Here is a 14,467-nt window from a genome sequence, read left to right as displayed (position 1 = left end):
ACGAAAAGCCTTGTCGCGATGTCATTGTTGGCGAGCCCTTCGCAGACCAGTCGGACGACGTCGCGCTCGGTGGGGGTCAGCGAGGCCCAGCCGCTGGTGGGGCGTTTGCGTTGGCCGCGACGGCGCTGAGCGTAGGCGATCGCTTCGTCGGTGGACAGCGCGGCGCCCTCGGCCCGCCCGGTTTCAAAGTCCTTCTCGCCCATCGCGTCACGAAGCGCCGCCAGCGCGAATTCGTGAATGGTGTCGAAAATCTTGAACCGGACCATGCCCATTCGCTGCCGGCCGGATTCTGCGGCGCCGTAGAGCCGCGCGGCTTCACACTGACTGCCGGCGCCGACCGCGAGTAAGGCGAGGCACTCCAGCGCATCGGGAACGCCGGCGTACGCCCCGGCGCGGGCGGCGGTTGCCACGGCTTCGTGGGCGTCGCGGTCCGCTGGCTCGGTCTCACCTTGTGCGATCGCCACGCCGGCGCGCGTCGTCAAGGCTAGCGACAGGTGCAAACCGGTAGTCGTAGCGACGACGTCGTCGGCCCAGCGCCGTGCCGCGGTCAGATCACCGCGCGCCAGCGCGGCCTGGGCCACGAAAACGTTCCAGATCGCCGCCATTCTGGGCTGCACACTGAGGTGGTGCCAGGCCGCCGCGATCGCGTCGTCCGCGGCGGTAACGTCGCCTGCAGCCAAGTTCGCGGCAGCCAACGCCGCATAGGCGAGGCCCGGGTAGAACCCGCCAAGGTGGGCCGCGTCATCGATAGCCGCGTTAGCCGCCTCCCGAGCCGCAGTGGGGTCCCCGTGGTGCGCCAACGTGAGGGCCTGCATGAATAAGGCCGAGCACCTCCACACCACGTCGTGGGCCGTCTCGGCCTCGGCGACGACCTCGCGCAGTTGTTCGACGGCTCCAGCCAGGTCACCGGTCATCAACCGGGCAATTCCGACAGCCCAACGACACCGCCGAGAGACGGCCCAGTCACCGATGGTTTCGGCGAGGTCGCGTCCTTCTTCGGCGGCAGCCCGCACGGCCACCGGTTCGCCAGTCACGACCCCTCCCAAAGCCTGCCAGCCCAGGATCTCACTGAGCCTCCACGCGTCGCCTATCGAGCGGGCCAGGCCGATCCCCTCTGCGAAGTACGACCGCGCTACGTCAGGGTCGTAGACAGCGCTGGCGCAGCAAGCGGTCAAGGCCCGGGCCAACAGGGCGGGATCGTCCATTTCCCGCGCGATCGCCAAGGCTTCGGTGGCTTGCTCGAGGCGGGCGGTGGCGCCTGTGTACGCATCGAGCACCGCATAGTCGGCGAGCGCTGCCGCGCGCACCCTGGGGGTCGTTTCGGCCGGGTTCGCACCTTGGTCCGTGATCACGGCGTCGAACCAGGTCAGCCCTTCCCGGATGTGGCCCCGGTCCAGCCACAGCGACTGCAGCGATGACGCCATCTCCGACGCAAGTCCGATGTCGGAGTTTTCACGGCTCCACGCGAATGCGGCCCGCAGGTTGTCGATCTCGGTGTCGGCCTGCTCGAGACGCCGCTCATGGCCGGTACTAGCCGGGGTGTCGAGCAGAGCCGCCATGGCTTTGTAGTGATCGCGGTGACGGGTACGCACGGCGTCGGCCTCGCCGGATTCGCCGAGTTTTTCCAGCGCGTACTGGCGCACCGTCTCCAGCAGCCGGTATCGCGTTGGGCCATTTGTGCTTTCGGCCGCCACCAGGGACTTGTCGACCAGCAATGTGAGCAGGTCGAGGACCTGGAAGCGTTCCACGTCGCCGCCGCAGGCGACCGCCTCTGCGGCGTGGAGAGCGAACCCGCCCATGAACACCGCCAGCCGGGCGAACAAGATGCGTTCGGGCTGGGTCAGCAGCGCGTGCGACCAGTCCACCGACGCCCGCAACGTCTGCTGGCGGCGCACAGCAGTGCGTGCACCGCCGGTCAGCAGCCGGAAGCGGTCATGCAGGCTGTCGCGGATCTCGGTGAGCGACAAGACGCGGACCCGCGCCGCCGCCAGCTCGATCGCCAGCGGCACGCCGTCGAGGCGCCGGCAGATCTCCGCCGCGGCGGCGGCGTTCCCTTCGGTGAGGTGGAAATCGGGGCGGACCTGTCGCGCGCGGTCGGTGAACAGCTCGATCGCCTCGTCGGCCAGCGATAGCGACGGCACCCGCCAACTCACCTCGCCGGCCACCCCGATCGGCTCGCGACTCGTGGCCACAATCATCACCGCGGGACAGCCGCCTTGCATGGCGACAACCAGCGCCGCGCACGCGTCCAGCAGATGTTCGCAGTTGTCCAATACCAGCAACATCCGACGATCGCCGACAAACCGCATCAGCATGTCTATCGTGGAGCTGCCCTGCTGGTCGGGCAGCCCCAGCGCGCGGATCACCGCGACCGGCACCAGATCGGGATTGGTGATCGGCGCCAGATCCACATACCACACCCCGCCGCCGAATCCACCGGCGATCGTGGCCGCCACCTGCACGGCCATGCGCGTTTTACCGACACCGCCCGCCCCGGTGAGCGTCACGAGCCGGTTCTCGGCCAGGATCTGCCGCACGTCGTTCATTTCGGCTTCGCGGCCAACGAAACTCGTAAACTGTACCGGAAGATGCGGGGCCACAACGGTTTCGGGCGTCCGCAACGGAGGGTAGTCGTTGCGAAGGTCGGGATGGCACAGTTGCACCACCCGTTCCCGGCGCGGGAGATCCCGCAGCTGATGCGTACCAAGGTCGGTCAGCCAGGCGTCGGCAGGCAGCCGATCAACAACCAAATGCTCGGTGGTGCCCGACAGGACAGTCTGGCCGCCGTGCGCCAGATCGCGCAGGCGTGCGGTGCGGTTGACGGTCGGACCCATGTAGTTGCCCTCGTCACGCAGCTGCACTTCCCCGGTGTGCACCCCGACCCGTAGCCGGATCGGGGCCAACGGTGCCCGCTGCAATGCCAGCGCGCACGCCACCGCCTCACTGGCAAGCGCGAACGCGACCACGAAGCTATCGCCTTCGCCCTGTTCCACCGGCCGCACACCGTCATGGGCCGCGATGATGTCGCACACGGTGTGATCCAGCCGCTCGATGGCGGCCGCCATCTCCCCCGGTTGGGTCTGCCACAGCCGCGTCGAGCCCTCGACATCGGCCAGCAGCAACGTCACCGTGCCAGTCGGCAGCAGCTCGCTCACGCCCAGATCGCTCCAGTTCAACGGCGGCATATCGGTGTCTTCGCTCATGTTAGCCAGCATGCGGCGACCACGGGCCGCGAAACATCAGCGGAAACGCGTAGATTGCGCCGCGGCCGTATGGAATTTACGACCCCGCACCGCGCCGATCTCCGCGTTCTGGCCGACGATCTCGCGCCGACGACATCGGATCGTCGACTCATACCAACGCGAGGAGACCACCATGACCATCGACACCGGCCGCACCAACGGCCTCGGCAAGCAAGGAGTTGACGACACGGCCGCGACTGTCGCGACACTGGATCGGGCAGCGGCCTGGGCGGCGATGAGCGCGGCGGCTGAGCGGTTCACCGCGCTGCTGCAGGAGACCGATGACATCAGGTGCCAGGTCGCGGGCACCGACTGGACCGTCGCCGAGACCGCGGCCCATGTGTCCGTTGTGTTCACCGGGTTCAGCGCGGCGATCGCCGGCGAACCGCAAGCGTTGACCCCGGAGCAGTACCTGGATGCGGACTTCCCGACCCGACTGGCGAACTCCAACGGTGCCACCATCGCCATGGTCGACCACACCAACGCGGGACGGCTCGCGGAGCTGATAGCCGCTGGGGCACAACGGTTTCTGGAGCTCGCGGCGGCGGCCGATCCGCAGATGGAATGCGCGACGCCGTGGTACGGCCCAGGTCGGACCCGCACCGTGGACTGCCTCACCGCCCTGGCGCTGGGGGAGCTGACCGTGCACGGGCACGACATCGCAACCGGGACGGGCCGGCCGTGGCCGATCCCCGCCGAGCACGCGAAGCTCATCCTGGGCACGGTGTGCCCGGAGATGTCGCCGTTGGTGGTGCGGCCCGAGGCAGGCCGCGGCACGCCGGTGACGTACGAGATTCGGCTGCGCGGCAATGGCCCGCGCTACGTCATCCGGGTCGCGGACGGGACGGCGGAGGTGCGGGCCGTCGGCGGGCCGGTCGATTGTGTGATCTCCGCGGACCCGGTGACGTACCTACTGGTCGTCTACGGGCGGATGTCGCTCGGCCGGGCGCTGCTGCGCGGCGGGATTTTGGCGAAGGGCCGCCGTCCGTGGCTCGGCCTGCGTTTTAAGAACCTGTTCTTCGATCCGTGACGCCGTGATGCCGCGACTGGCCAGGCCCGGGACCCAACGGGCTGCACGTGGCCACCCTGTCAATACATGCACGTTTAGCGTCTGCACCGATATTGAACGTTGGATGAAGCCGGTGATCCCGTTCAGCTGTCACCGATCCGAACGACCAACGCAGGACAGGGTTTTCAGGGCTTCTGGCGGCCGACGGCATGACCGGCCCTAATCGGTGAGCTGGCCTAGCGGGCGAGACCAGAATCCGGGCACCGGCTTGAAGGATTCTCAAAGAAATTCTTGGCAGCCACACCTGGTCGCCGAAGCGGGCAGGGCCTCAGGCTTCGACGACGACCTTGATGCGTTCGAGGGTGGTGCGCATGTCACGCACGTTCCTTCGCCTGCGCAAGAAGCCGAGGAACGACGTCGGACGGAGGAGTGCCGGAACCGGGACCCAGAACGATTCGGTCACGTCGGTCCCATCGCCGTTGGGCGCGAACTCGTATCGCCAATTATTGACGGAGCGGTTCCCGAGCAGGACTTCGAAACCGAACTCCCGGCCCGGTTCGCATGCGGTGACCCGGCACGTCGTCCAATAGACCGGCCCGATCTCGTTGCGCCTCACGTGGCCTCGGAAGCGCGCGCCGACAGAAGGCCCGGTGACGCCGTCCAGCCACTCCGCGTCGAACGTCTCCGGTGAGAACCGCCCGGTGTTGCGGACGTAGGCCACCAGGTCCCAAATGCGTTGCGCAGGTGCGCTCATATGAATCGTCACCGCTCCGCGCATCGCCAGATGATACGTGCCCGTCTTACCTGAGAGTCTTTTCCGTTCGAGTCGCCTCGCCGACCAATCGGGTGTCTACTCGATTCACCAGAAGTTCACGTTCGGTTTTGGGGGTGAGTCTCATGGCACGTGTCGACCTTTTCGCCAAGATCCCACTGATCGGGATGTCCATGGTGTTCCTGGCCATGGCCATCGTCGCGGTGACCGCTTATCTACATGTCGGCTGGTGGTCGATCATCGGCTACGCGATCGCCGCGGTCCTGATGGTGTTCGGGTTCGCATTGACCTTCCGGGACATCAACGACACGTCCAAGCCACCACCGGTGGTCCGGCCGTCCGCGCCGTCAGACGGCGCTGCCTCATGACCACCGAACCGAAGCAGCAGGAGGAGTACGACAACTCCGCGTTCACCACCGAGGACGCAGGCTACGAGAAGGGTCTCAAGCCGCGCCAGCTGCAGATGATCGCCATCGGTGGCGCCATCGGCACCGGGTTGTTCCTCGGCGCAGGGGGACGGCTACACAGCGCCGGGCCCGGACTGTTCCTGGTATATGCATTCTGCGGCATCTTCGTGTTCCTCATCCTGCGCGCGCTCGGCGAACTGGTGCTGCACCGACCGTCGTCGGGCTCGTTCGTGTCGTATGCCCGCGAGTTCCTCGGCGAGAAGGCGGCCTTCGTCGCCGGCTGGATGTACTTCCTGAACTGGGCGATGACGGCGATCGTGGACTCTACAGCCATCGCCACGTACTTCCACTTCTGGAAGGCGTTCGCGCCAATCCCGCAGTGGCTCATCGCATTGATCGCGTTGGCTCTCGTGCTCGGCATGAACATGATCTCGGTGAAGGTGTTCGGCGAGCTGGAGTTCTGGGCAGCGCTGATCAAGGTCGTCGCGCTGGTGACATTCCTGGTCGCAGGCACGATTTTCCTGGCGGGCCGGTACAAGATCCAGGGCCAGTCGACCGGCTTCAGCGTGATCGGCGACAACGGCGGATTGCTACCGACGGGACTCTTCCCGCTGGTCATCGTGACCTCCGGCGTCGTGTTCGCCTATGCCGCCGTCGAACTCGTCGGCACGGCGGCCGGTGAGACCGCAAACCCGGCGAAGATCATGCCGCGCGCGATCAACTCCGTCATCGCCCGCATCGCGCTCTTCTATGTGGGCTCGGTCTTCCTGCTGGGGCTGCTGCTCCCGTACACCACCTACAAGTCGGGTGAGAGCCCGTTCGTCACGTTCTTCTCGAAGATCGGCGTCGAGGGCGCGGGCACCATCATGAACATCGTCGTGCTGACGGCGGCGTTCTCCAGCCTCAACGCCGGGCTGTACTCGACGGGCCGGATCCTGCGGTCGATGGCGATGAACGGCAGCGCACCAAAGTTCACCTCGCTCATGAACAAGCGCGGCGTGCCCTACGGCGGCATCTGTCTGACCGCACTCATCGGACTCTTCGGCGTGCTGCTCAACGGAATCGTGCCCTCGCAGGCGTTCGAGATCGTGCTGAACATGGCCGCGCTCGGCATCATCGCGTCGTGGGGCACCATCGTCATCTGCCAGATTCAGCTCTACCGGTGGTCGAAGAAGGGCATCCTCGAACGGCCCTCGTTCCGATTGTGGGGCACGCCGTGGACCGGATACCTCACACTGTTGTTCCTGCTTGCGGTGCTCGTGCTGATGGCATTCGACCCGCCGATCGGCACGTGGACGGTGGCATCCTTGATCGTGATCATTCCGGCGTTGGTGATCGGCTGGTTCGCCGTCCGGTCCCGGGTGCTGGCCGTCGCGCAGGAGCGCCAAGGATTCACGGGTTCGTTCCCGGTGGTGGCGAATCGGCCTCCACCCGACGACAAGAAACGGAAGTGACCGGCTCCCGCGACGCCTAGTTGGCGCGCGCGGCGAGGACGTTGCCTGCGATCTCCTCGAGGTGGGTGTCCCACGTGCCGCAGCACCCGCCCCAGATATCGATGTGCGGGTGCCGCCTGGCCAACTCACCCATCAACTGGCCGAGCTTCGGCGGGTCGCCCATCTCGAGATGCCCCAGCGTGCAGAGCGATATCTTGTCCATCATCGCGGCGTTGGGTCGCAGGCTGCGCACGCGCTGGAACCATTCCCCCGGTTCGATCGCAGGCATGAACTCCAGCGGATGCGAGCAGTTGATGCCGTAGAACGCGGGTCGGTCGTCGCCCGTCTCCGCGTCGATCGTCTCGATGGCATCTTTGACGCTCGGCCCCGACGCCAGGCGGTGGCTGTCGTGATCGAGGGTGAATGACACGGCAAGAGGAATTTTTGCGCGTGAAGCCGCACGCGCAAGCCCGATCACCTCGGGCACGCTGTTGAACGTCATCGCCTCGGCCAGATCGACGCCGGCGCGGGTGAGGTTGGCCAGCTGTTCGCCGTGGTACTCCTCGGCTTCGGCTGCGGTGATCGTCCTATTTATCTCGTATGCGTCACCACGCGGGCCGACAATGCCCGCATACATGAGTGCGGGCACCTGGCCCTCATATGGATCGGCCACCTCGCGTAGGAAGCCGATCGCCCGTAACTGCATGTCCGCCAATGAATCACGTGAATACCCGAGCAGCGATCCCCAGTCGGGGCTCGCCCGGTAGTCCAGACCGCCGACGATCACGCCGAAGCCGTGCCGGGTGGCGGTATCCAGATACCGGGTGTACATAGCGCGCAACTCCGACATTGCGCGTGGATCATCCAGCAACGGGAACATGGCGAAGTGCGGGAGCTCGAATCCGTACTTGTACAAGATCTCGGTCTCCTGACCGCCTTCGGTCAGGTAGTTCAGCCCGGGCCGCTGTGCTGGGAACTCTGCCGCCACGACGCTCACCTCCGTCACCGTGAACCTGCTGTGAGCAACCGCCAGATTAGCTGTCGCGGCCGCCGACTATGCGCGGTTTTGCAGCTATCGGAGGCGGGCGACGACCTCACCGAAGATCTCCGTCGTTAGGCTGTGCCGCATGGCTGCTGACATCGTGCCGATCCGGCTCGGGTTGACCAAGGGCGACCTCTACACACTGTGGGCTCCCCGCTGGCGGGATGCCGGCGACGAGTGGGAGGCGCTCCTCGGCAAGGACGACGACCTCTACGGCTTCGAGTCGGTTGCCGACCTGGCCGCCTTCGTCAGGACCAACACCGACAACGACCTCTCCGACCACCCGGCGTGGGAGGCCACCACCGAGGCGAACGCACATGTATTCGATCCGCCGGAGGAGCGCCAGTTCGACCTGATCGGCGTGCAGGAGCTGCTCGCCGAGAAGCCGACCGAGGACTCCGTGGCGACGCTGCACCGGACGCTGGCCATCGTGTCGTCCGTCGGATCGGTCTGCGAACTGTCCGCGGTCACGAAGTTCTTCAACGGCAATCCCGTGCTCGGGTCGCTGGGACTGGGCGTCGACACCTTCAGCGGCAGAAGCGGCCGCAAGCGCTGGAGCGAGATCGGCGCCGTCATAGGGCGGAGCTGGGACAACGTCGTCGACGCGATCGACGAGGTCGTCACCACCCCCGACGTCGACAAGGCGGCATCGGAGAAGGCGGCGGCCGAACTCGAGGCGCCCAAGCCCGAACCCGAGGAGGCCGACGAGGTCGACGAGGCCGCCGCGATCAAGGCCGATGACGACGCCGAGGAGACCGACGGTGAGGATGCCTCGGACACCGACGACGCAGTCGTCGACCAGGCAGGCGGGCTGGTGCTCGGCGCCGACGACGATTTCTGGCTCAAGGTCGGCATCGACCCGATCCGGATGATCACCCGTGGTGGCACTTACTACACGCTGCGGTGCTACTTCGACGACGCGCCGGTGTTCCTGGGCCGCAACGGCCGGGTCAGCGTGTTCGGATCGGAGCGGTTGCTGGCGCGCTACCTCGCCGACGAGCACGACCACGACCTGTCCGATATGGCGACCTACGAGGACATCAAGACCGCCGCCACGGACGGCTCACTGCGCGTCGACGTCACCGACGAGAACGTCTACGTGACGAGCGGCCTGGCCGACGACCTCGCCGACGGACCCGACTCCGTCGACCGGGAGCAGCTGGAGCTCGCCGTCGAATTGCTCAGGGATATCGGCGATTACGCCGAGGACGACATCGTCGACGAGACGCTGGACGCCGACATGCCGCTCGGCCGGTTCGTCGCCCACGTGCTGGATCCGAACACCGTCCGTAAGCCGAGCGGTCCGTACGCGGCCGCCGTCGAGCAATGGGAGTCGCTGGAAACCTTCCTCGAGTCCCGGCTGCGCCAGGAGTAGCCCTACAGCTCCGTGGCGCGTGCGTGCCGGGGCTCGTAGAGGCCGAGTTCGCCGCCGCTGGGCAGCCGGATGCTCGTCAACCGTCCCCACCCCTGATCGTCGACCTCGGAACAGGTCACCCCTTTGGCAGCGAGCTGCTCGACGGTGGCGTTGATGTCGTCGCACATCAGGTACAGCTCCTGCGACTGCGGACCGTCAGTGGGATGCACCGCCACCTCGCCAGGCGGGAGCTTGAAGATCAGCCAGCCGCCGCCGGCGTCGACGTGCGGATAGTCGAGCACATCCGCAAAGAAAGCCCGGTCGGCGTCGGCGTCGCGGCTGTAGACGATCACATGGCTGCCCGTGATCACTAGGCGGCCAGCGCGTTCCTTATCGCGGTGTCCTGCCGCTGGCCATACTCGGTGACCAGGTCGCCGGGAACCGGATCGTTGGTCGGGCCCTGGAACTCGACGTTGGCGAATGCGCTGCCCTCGGTGAACGTCAGCACAGAGACCGATTGCGTTCGGTCCGCGGAAAGCCCGCTGACGATTGTTCCTCCGGATCCCACCGCGGCCGGCTGCGACTTCGAGTCGACGACCTGGCCGGCCAGCTCCGCACGGGAACCGTCCATCGAAGCCGACGCCGCCGCGGGTTCTGCCAGCAAAAGGACCGTGCTGGTGATCTGACGGGTCCCGTCGCGGTGGGTGTACACCGTCGAGACACCCGACTGTCCGTCCGGGTTGATCACCGGCGCGGCGGCGGTGAACGCCGTCGCATCGATCACGTCGTTCGGGTGAACCGGTATCGCACCATAGTCGGGTTGCGCTACGGCAGAGCCCATCCCGCCGATCGTCACACCGATCGCCAACAGCGATGCCGCCGTCGCGCCACAGAGGGCGCTGATGGGAATCTTCATCGTCTCGCCTCCAATCAGCAGGGGTAGCAGGCCCAGCCGCGCCAGCCGTCGCGCCAGAACCACCCCGGACCGCAACCCATCGCACCCGTCCCGCCCCTGCAGTCGAGCGCGTGGACTTTGGGCGCAGCCGGCTGCGTGTAGACGATGGTGTCGTGCGTAGCACTCGTCTGCGGCCTGCGCAATTTGCGCGGTCGTCAAGGAGCCCAACAACATTGGCCCCGCGGCGACCGTCATGACGATTTTTCGCATCTGCTTCCGCCCTCGACGATCCAATGAAAGTGCGAGCAGACGCAAAGTTACGCGACACGCCGACGCGACACGCGGTTTTGCGTCTTCTCGCCGAGGAAAGTCAACCGATCAGCACGGCGAACCGCGGTTTGATCACCTCGTCGATGATCGCCAGCCGCTGGTCGAACGGGATGAACGCCGATTTCATCGCATTGATGGTGAACCGCGCCAGATCGCTCCAGCCGTAGCCGAAGGCCTCCACCAGGCGCAGCATCTCCTGACTCATCGTGGTGTCGCTCATCAGTCGGTTGTCGGTGTTGACGGTGACACGGAAACGGCATTTTGCGAGAAGGTCGAAGGGATGCTCGGCAATGCTGCCGACGGCGCCCGTCTGCACATTGGAGCTCGGGCACAGCTCGAGCGGTATCCGCTTGTCCCGCAACAGCGATGCCAGCCGGCCGAGGTTGACAGCGCCGTCCGGCGCCACGGTGATGTCGTCGGCGATGCGGACGCCGTGGCCGAGCCGGTCAGCACCGCAGAACGCAATGGCCTCATGAATGGACGGCAACCCGAACGCCTCTCCGGCGTGAATCGTGAAGTGGCCATTGTGGTTCCGCATGTACTCGAAGGCGTCGAGGTGACGCGTCGGCGGGTAACCGGCCTCCGCGCCCGCGATGTCGAAACCCACAACGCCCTTGTCCCGGAACCGGATCGCCAGCTGGGCGATCTCCTGCGACCGGGCCTGGTGCCGCATCGCGGTCACCAGGCAGCGCACCATGATCGTGCGACCCTCACTGCCGGCGGCCTTCTCACCGTCGGCGAAGCCGGCCAGCACAGCGTCGACGACCGCGTCCAGCGAGAGACCCCGGTCGATGTGCAGCTCGGGGGCGAACCTGATCTCGGCGTACACCACATTGTCGGCGGCCAGGTCTTCGACGCACTCGTAGGCCACCCGGTACAGCGCCTCCGGCGTCTGCATCACCCCGACGGTGTGCGCAAACGGCTCCAGATACCGCACGAGCGATCCGCTGTGCGCGGCGGTGCGGAACCAGGCCGCCAAGCCGTCGGCGTCGGTGGCCGGCAGATCCTCGTAGCCGGTCTGCTCGGCGAGGTCCACGACGGTGGCTGGGCGAAGCCCGCCATCGAGGTGGTCGTGCAGCAGCGCCTTGGGCGCCTGCCGGACGGTGTCGAGGGTCAAGGGGCTCGTCATGTCACACAATCCGATCGATGATCAGCGGCCCGATGTCGGGAGCCGCGTCGCCGACGCTCCAGGCGCCGTCCATCTCCGCCATCGCGCCGCCGAACCGTTCCGGCGTCTCGGTGTACAGCGTGAACAGCGCCTCCCCCGCGGCTACGGGTTCGCCGGGGCGGCGATGAATGCGCAGGCCGGCGCCGTGCTGCACGCGCTCGCCCGGAACGGCACGCCCCGCGCCGAGCCGCCAGACCGTCAGTCCCACCGCCATTGCGTCGATATCGCCCATCGTGCCATCGCGGGGTGCCGTGATGGTCTCGGAGTGCGCAGCCATGGGCAATGGTTGCGCCAAATCGCCGCCCTGGGCGGTGACCAGTCGGCGGAAGTGGTCCATGGCCGACCCGTCGCGCAGCGTCTGCGCCGGGTCGACGTCGTCGAGGCCCGCGGCGTCGAGCATCTCGGCGGCCAACGCCAGCGTCAGCTCGACGACGTCCGCCGGCCCTCCTCCCGCCAGCACCTCGAGGGACTCGTCCACCTCGACCGCGTTACCGACCGTCCGCCCCAGCGGCCGGTTCATGTCGGTCAGCAGCGCACGCGTGACCAAGCCGTGTTCGGCGCCCAAATCGACCATCGTTCGGGCCAGTTGCCGGGATTCGGCCTCGGTCTTCAGAAACGCCCCTGAGCCCACCTTCGAGTCGAGCACCAGCGCGCGGGTGCCCTCGGCGATCTTCTTGCTCATCACCGAACTGGCGATCAACGGCAGCGACTCGGTGGTGCCGGTGACGTCGCGCAGCGCATAGATCTTGCGGTCGGCAGGTGCCAGCTCGCCTGCGGCGAAGATCGCCGCGCCGAGTTCGCAAAGTTGCTGCCGAATTTGGCTTTTCGAAATCTCGGCGGTGAAGCCGGGGATGGCCTCCAGCTTGTCGAGCGTGCCTCCGGTGTGTCCGAGGCCGCGACCTGCTGCCTGTGGCACCGCGCCGCCGCACGCCATGACAACGGGGACCAGAGGGATGGTGATCTTGTCGCCGACGCCGCCGGTGGAGTGCTTGTCCACCAACGCAAGCGGTTTGTCGTCGCGCCGCAGATCACCGAAATCCATCTGCTCTCCCGAGCCCACCATCGCGGCCGTCCAGCGCGCGATCTCCGGTCCCGTCATGCCGCGCAGGAAGATCGCCATCAGCAGGGCCGACATCTGCTCGTCGGCCACCCGCCCGTTGGTGTACGCCTCGATCACCCAGTCGATCGCCGCGTCGGACAGCGCGCGCCCGTCGCGCTTGGTGCGGATGACCGTCGGAGCGTCGAACGGACGCGACATCGAGCCAGGAGCGTCGAACGGACGCGACATCGAGCCATGCGCGTCGAATGTGGGGTGGGTCACGGGTTTTCCGGCCCGCCGCGGGTCAGGTCGGCGGGCCCGAACGCGTCGGGCAGAAGCTCACCCAACGGCCGCGGGCCCGACGGATGGTCGACGAGCATCTGCGCTCCTCCGTGCTCCAACAACACCTGCCGGCAACGCCCGCACGGCATCAGCGGTTGGCCGTCGGCGGCCACACACGACAGCGCCATCAGCCTGCCGCCACCGCTCGAGAACAGGGCGCTGACCACGGCGCACTCGGCGCAGAGACCAAGGCCATATGAGACATTCTCCACATTGCAGCCGACCACTATTCGCCGATCATCGACCAGCGCCGCCGCACCGACCGGGAAGCCGGAATATGGCGCGTACGCGTTGCCGGCGGCCTCGGTTGCCTTGTCCCGCAACGTCTTCCAGTCGATATCGGCCGTCACGTCAATACCGCCCGCTGGGCTCTGAATGCATTCCGAACGCTCCGTCCCGTGGCCGACACGTGATGTAGGTAACCCTAACTTGCAGGTCAAACACCCTCGAACGCGTAACACGGTAGTGCTTTGGGCACTACAAATGGGTTTAGAGTCGCCCCGACCACCGAAGGCGTTGGAGGCCCGATGAGTACGAATACGGAGCTAGCGGCCCCGCGAAAGAAGCCGGCGCGCAGACGCACCCTTTATCGCGGCGACCCGGGCATGTGGTCCTGGGTGTTGCACCGCATCACCGGTGCCACCATCTTCTTCTTCCTGTTCGTGCACGTGCTGGACACGGCGCTGGTCCGGGTCAGCCCCGACGCCTACAACGAGGTCGTCGACACCTACAAGACACCGATCGTCGGCCTGATGGAGGTCGGCCTGGTCGCTGCGGTGCTCTATCACGCACTCAATGGCATCCGGGTCATCCTGATCGACTTCTGGCAGCACGGCCCCCGCTACCAGCGGGTGATGCTGTGGGGTGTGGCCGCGATCTGGCTGGCGGTGATGATCCCGGCACTCGGCGTGCTCGGCATGCACATGGCGGAGCGGTTCCTGTGAGCGCGCCATGGACGCCCCACCACCGCGAGGGCCGGATCGCACCCGTCCAGCAAAAGGAGCACGACCGCCCGGCGTCGCTGGACCATCCGCGCGCACCGCGTCGCCCGAGGGGCATCCCGTACTTCGAGAAGTACGCCTGGCTGTTCATGCGGTTCTCCGGAGTGGCGCTGGTCGCCCTCGCTCTCGGCCACCTGTTCGTGATGCTGATGTGGGACGACGGGGTGTACCGCGTCGACTTCAACTACGTCGCCCAGCGGTGGGCATCGCCGTTCTGGCAGATCTGGGACATGGCCCTGCTGTGGCTGGCCATGATCCACGGCGCCAACGGCATGCGCACGATCATCGGCGACTACGCCCGAAAGAACGTCACCAAGTTCTACCTGAATTCGCTGTTGTTGCTGGCGACCGGCTTCACGCTGGTGCTGGGCAGCTATGTCCTGGTCACCTTCGACGCGAACATCTCGTGAGGTTTCAAAGGAAAATGAGCTCC

General features: G+C 66.6%; 13 protein-coding genes and 1 pseudogene. 6 read left to right on the top strand and 8 right to left on the bottom strand.

The features are described from left to right. Nucleotides 1-3,215, bottom strand: a 3,215-nt coding sequence (locus QOC76_RS12225) for a winged helix-turn-helix domain-containing protein (protein ID WP_526357098.1), incomplete at its 3' end; no start/stop codon positions are given. Nucleotides 3,216-3,375: 160 nt separating this feature from the next. Here QOC76_RS12225 and QOC76_RS12220 point away from each other — a divergent pair. Then, nucleotides 3,376-4,272: a maleylpyruvate isomerase family mycothiol-dependent enzyme gene (locus tag QOC76_RS12220; protein WP_526357097.1), complete on the top strand. Its 897-nt coding sequence runs from the start codon at nt 3,376-3,378 to the stop codon at nt 4,270-4,272. A 307-nt stretch (nt 4,273-4,579) separates the two neighbouring features. On the opposite strand, the gene QOC76_RS12215 is transcribed toward QOC76_RS12220, so the two are convergent. Next, the gene (locus QOC76_RS12215; RefSeq protein ID WP_526357096.1) at nt 4,580-5,029 is read right to left on the bottom strand and encodes an SRPBCC family protein; all 450 of its coding nucleotides are present in this window, start codon (nt 5,027-5,029) and stop codon (nt 4,580-4,582) included. 119 nt (nt 5,030-5,148) lie between these two features. On the opposite strand from QOC76_RS12215, the pseudogene QOC76_RS12210 reads away from it, so the two are divergent. Both QOC76_RS12210 and QOC76_RS12205 read left to right on the top strand, forming a co-directional pair. After that, nucleotides 5,149-5,328, top strand: a pseudogene (locus QOC76_RS12210) (hypothetical protein); the annotation flags it as partial. A 59-nt stretch (nt 5,329-5,387) separates the two neighbouring features. Beyond that, nucleotides 5,388-6,884, top strand: a complete 1,497-nt coding sequence (locus tag QOC76_RS12205; RefSeq protein WP_526357095.1) for an amino acid permease — start codon at nt 5,388-5,390, stop codon at nt 6,882-6,884. Nucleotides 6,885-6,900: 16 nt separating this feature from the next. On the opposite strand, the gene QOC76_RS12200 is transcribed toward QOC76_RS12205, so the two are convergent. Next, entirely contained in the window at nt 6,901-7,851 is a 951-nt protein-coding gene (locus QOC76_RS12200; protein WP_526357094.1) for a homocysteine S-methyltransferase family protein, read from the bottom strand. Nucleotides 7,852-7,990: 139 nt separating this feature from the next. Here QOC76_RS12200 and satS point away from each other — a divergent pair, with 139 nt between their 5' ends. Then, on the top strand, nt 7,991-9,280 hold the full coding sequence (gene satS, locus QOC76_RS12195; RefSeq protein WP_526357093.1) for a protein export chaperone SatS: 1,290 nt from the start codon (nt 7,991-7,993) through the stop codon (nt 9,278-9,280). Nucleotides 9,281-9,282: 2 nt separating this feature from the next. On the opposite strand, the gene QOC76_RS12190 is transcribed toward satS, so the two are convergent. The 5 genes from QOC76_RS12190 to QOC76_RS12170 all read right to left on the bottom strand — a co-directional run bounded on the left by QOC76_RS12190 (nt 9,283) and on the right by QOC76_RS12170 (nt 13,383). Then, complete coding sequence (locus tag QOC76_RS12190) at nt 9,283-9,630, bottom strand: VOC family protein (protein WP_526357092.1); 348 nt, start codon at nt 9,628-9,630, stop codon at nt 9,283-9,285. After that, a complete protein-coding gene (locus tag QOC76_RS12185; RefSeq protein ID WP_526357091.1) occupies nt 9,630-10,175 on the bottom strand; it encodes a hypothetical protein in 546 nt (181 codons plus the stop codon). The genes QOC76_RS12190 and QOC76_RS12185 overlap by 1 nt, the downstream gene beginning before the upstream one ends. A gap of 349 nt (nt 10,176-10,524) precedes the next feature. Next, entirely contained in the window at nt 10,525-11,613 is a 1,089-nt protein-coding gene (locus tag QOC76_RS12180; protein WP_526357090.1) for an adenosine deaminase, read from the bottom strand. A gap of 1 nt (nt 11,614) precedes the next feature. Beyond that, a complete protein-coding gene (locus tag QOC76_RS12175; RefSeq protein ID WP_526357099.1) occupies nt 11,615-12,910 on the bottom strand; it encodes a thymidine phosphorylase in 1,296 nt (431 codons plus the stop codon). A 59-nt stretch (nt 12,911-12,969) separates the two neighbouring features. After that, nucleotides 12,970-13,383 carry a cytidine deaminase gene (locus QOC76_RS12170; protein ID WP_526357089.1) on the bottom strand — a complete coding sequence of 138 codons (414 nt, stop codon included), beginning with the start codon at nt 13,381-13,383 and terminating at the stop codon, nt 12,970-12,972. Nucleotides 13,384-13,560: 177 nt separating this feature from the next. Here QOC76_RS12170 and sdhC point away from each other — a divergent pair, with 177 nt between their 5' ends. After that, nucleotides 13,561-13,977 carry a succinate dehydrogenase, cytochrome b556 subunit gene (gene sdhC, locus QOC76_RS12165; RefSeq protein ID WP_526357088.1) on the top strand — a complete coding sequence of 139 codons (417 nt, stop codon included), beginning with the start codon at nt 13,561-13,563 and terminating at the stop codon, nt 13,975-13,977. Then, the gene (locus QOC76_RS12160; RefSeq protein WP_526357087.1) at nt 13,974-14,444 is read left to right on the top strand and encodes a succinate dehydrogenase hydrophobic membrane anchor subunit; all 471 of its coding nucleotides are present in this window, start codon (nt 13,974-13,976) and stop codon (nt 14,442-14,444) included. Before sdhC ends, QOC76_RS12160 begins: the two co-directional genes overlap by 4 nt. The last annotated feature ends 23 nt before the right edge of the window (nt 14,445-14,467 follow it).

The organism is Mycobacterium sp., from assembly GCF_032159565.1.
Taxonomy (GTDB): domain Bacteria; phylum Actinomycetota; class Actinomycetes; order Mycobacteriales; family Mycobacteriaceae; genus Mycobacterium.
This window is presented reverse-complemented; position numbering and strand designations above follow the sequence as displayed.

What these genes read in the sequence shown, in the direction of transcription:
- QOC76_RS12180 (WP_526357090.1), bottom strand. Translation starts at nt 11,613, where the DNA reads ATGACGAGCCCCTTGACCCTCGACACCGTCCGGCAGGCGCCCAAGGCG.
- QOC76_RS12220 (WP_526357097.1), top strand. Translation starts at nt 3,376, where the DNA reads ATGACCATCGACACCGGCCGCACCAACGGCCTCGGCAAGCAAGGAGTT.
- satS (WP_526357093.1), top strand. Translation starts at nt 7,991, where the DNA reads ATGGCTGCTGACATCGTGCCGATCCGGCTCGGGTTGACCAAGGGCGAC.
- QOC76_RS12175 (WP_526357099.1), bottom strand. Translation starts at nt 12,910, where the DNA reads ATGTCGCGTCCGTTCGACGCTCCGACGGTCATCCGCACCAAGCGCGAC.
- QOC76_RS12215 (WP_526357096.1), bottom strand. Translation starts at nt 5,029, where the DNA reads ATGCGCGGAGCGGTGACGATTCATATGAGCGCACCTGCGCAACGCATT.
- sdhC (WP_526357088.1), top strand. Translation starts at nt 13,561, where the DNA reads ATGAGTACGAATACGGAGCTAGCGGCCCCGCGAAAGAAGCCGGCGCGC.
- QOC76_RS12205 (WP_526357095.1), top strand. Translation starts at nt 5,388, where the DNA reads ATGACCACCGAACCGAAGCAGCAGGAGGAGTACGACAACTCCGCGTTC.
- QOC76_RS12185 (WP_526357091.1), bottom strand. Translation starts at nt 10,175, where the DNA reads ATGAAGATTCCCATCAGCGCCCTCTGTGGCGCGACGGCGGCATCGCTG.